Consider the following 2,201-nt stretch of genomic DNA (forward strand, 5'->3'; position numbering starts at 1 on the left):
CCGGTGCAGGACCATCATGCCGTCGCCGGTGCCGCTCATGCCGCAGCCCTGGCCATGCACGATCGGCACGAAGCCGTCGATTCCCGGATATTTCGGCAAGAGCGTTCTGTTGGCCTCGTCGGCGATGGCGTGGCAGACGGTGGCCGAGCAGTTGACGCTGGCGATGATGCCGATGAAGTTGCGGGTGCCAGCGCGGCCATCGGCGCGGCGGTAGCCCATGAAGGTGCGGGCACGGTCGGCCTCGGTCGCGTGCTCGGCCTCGCTCGGCGGCACCACCGGCAGGCGGCCGCTCTCGAAAACCAAATTGTGCGAATGGACATGCTCGCCAGGCGCAATGTCCAGCGTGGCACGGCCGATCGCCTGAGCATATTTCACCACCGCCTCGCCGGCCGCGATCGGCTTGACCGCCACCTTGTGGCCAGGGTCGATCACCGCGACGGCGACAGCACCACCCGGCAACGCCGTGCCGATCTCGATGCGGCCATTGGCGACCGCGACATTGTCGGCGGGAGACAGGAGGATGCTGTTTGCGGCGTTCACGGGCGGTTTCCTGGGATGTTCCTGGGTGCGTGGGCGGATTGACACGCGTCAGTTAATGGATAATGTCTTTTATCGTGAAAAAACATTTTTGCGTCAAATGTTTTTTCGCGAGGGCGCCGTCTGTGAGGGCGCAAGGGCCAGTCCGGCCGGCGTCCGAAAAGCGATTCAGCTTTCCGGAAGCATGCGTTAGGAACATATCGCGCTTCAGGCCGGGCACTGCAAGCGCCGGCGCGCAACGGGGCGGGGGATGTCGAAAAGCAACAACGTCTACAAGGATGCCTATAATCGCTGCCTCAGGCTGCTCGATGAGACCCAAAGCCTGCCGTCGGAGCCGGAATTGGGCACCCTGCTCGGTGTCAGCCGAACCACGGTGCGCAGCATCCTTGCACGCATGGCGGAAATCGGGCTGATCGCCTGGAACAAGCGCAGCAAGACGGTGCTGCGCGCGCCGCGGCCGGATGACTTCTTCCCCGAGGAGGAGACCGACACGCTGGCCGAGATCATCGAGCGCTCATTCATGCGCCGGCTACTGGCCGGCGGCGCCGAGGCAGGCATGCAGATCAACGAGTTGGAGCTGGCGCGCGAGATCGGCGTCGGCACCACCAGCGTCCGCGAATTCCTCATCCGCTTTTCCCGCTTCGGCCTGATCGAGAAACGGCGCAACAGCCACTGGGTGCTGAAGGGCTTTACCCGTGCTTTCGCGCTGGAGCTGACCGAAATCCGCGAAATGTTCGAGCTACGCTCGGCCGCCGCTTTCGCCACCTTGCCCGAGGAAAGCCCGGTCTGGTCCGATCTCGACCGGCTGGAGGATGAGCATCGCCAGCTGGCGCGCGAAATCGCCACGCGCTTCACGGCGTTTTCCGAGCTGGATGAGCGCTTCCACCGACTGATCCACCGCGCATCGCACAACCGCTTCATCGTCGACTTCTACGACGTCATCGCCATGATCTTCCACTACCACTACCAGTGGAACAAGGCGCAGGAGCGCGAGCGCAACGAGGTCGCCGTCCAGGAGCATCTGGCCTATATCGCGGCGCTGAAGTCGCGCGATCTCGGCAAAGTCGACGCCGCCTGCCGCAAGCACCTGAAGTCGGCGCGCCAGACGCTCTTGACCTCGATCCCCGAGGGGCGGCAGCCGCAACACGCCTGAGCCGCGCCCGGGTCCCGGCGATACGCATTGGTCGCGCCGCGTTGCCGCAGCCGTGATTTGGCGATTTTCGCCCCGTTGGCCGCATGCTAGGTATCTGCCATTGCTCGTGGAGAGGCAGAGCTTGGACATCCGGCGGAGACAATGGAGCATGAGGGTCGCGTTCGTCGCGATCTTGGTGCTTGTGCTCCAGTCGGCGCTTGGCGCCTTCGCGGCCGGGCCGGCCGCCGCGCAGCTCGACGCCTTCGGCAATGTCATCTGCACGCATGAGGGGCCGACCCAGCTTCCCGGCAGTGATCCGCACCAGCAGCACCTGCCGGCCTGCTGCGTGCTTGGTTGCAGCATGGTTTCCGCTGCCCACGCGCCGCCGCCCGATGCCAGTGTTCTCGCCCGCAGCCTCGTGCTCGAGGCCGTGGTGTTCGCGCCGCCGGCCTTCACCCATGTCGATTTCGCCCGCGATCGCTCTCCATCGAACCCGCGCGCGCCGCCAGCGACGGCCTGATCCGTCCCGGCT

The 2,201-nt window shown here is 65.4% G+C and carries 3 protein-coding genes; 2 read left to right on the forward strand and 1 reads right to left on the reverse strand.

What is annotated here, in order from left to right:
• A partial coding sequence (locus tag EN745_RS33865; RefSeq protein WP_189363247.1) for a UxaA family hydrolase occupies nt 1-540 on the reverse strand: 540 nt, incomplete at its 3' end.
• A gap of 247 nt (nt 541-787) precedes the next feature.
• On the opposite strand from EN745_RS33865, the gene EN745_RS33870 reads away from it, so the two are divergent.
• Nucleotides 788-1,690, forward strand: a complete 903-nt coding sequence (locus EN745_RS33870; protein WP_127405811.1) for a GntR family transcriptional regulator — start codon at nt 788-790, stop codon at nt 1,688-1,690.
• Nucleotides 1,691-1,838: 148 nt separating this feature from the next.
• The gene (locus EN745_RS33875) at nt 1,839-2,189 is read left to right on the forward strand and encodes a DUF2946 family protein (RefSeq protein WP_127405812.1); all 351 of its coding nucleotides are present in this window, start codon (nt 1,839-1,841) and stop codon (nt 2,187-2,189) included.
• Nucleotides 2,190-2,201: the final 12 nt, after the last annotated feature.

Source organism: Mesorhizobium sp. M4A.F.Ca.ET.022.05.2.1 (assembly GCF_003998845.1).
Classification (GTDB): Bacteria; Pseudomonadota; Alphaproteobacteria; order Rhizobiales; family Rhizobiaceae; genus Mesorhizobium.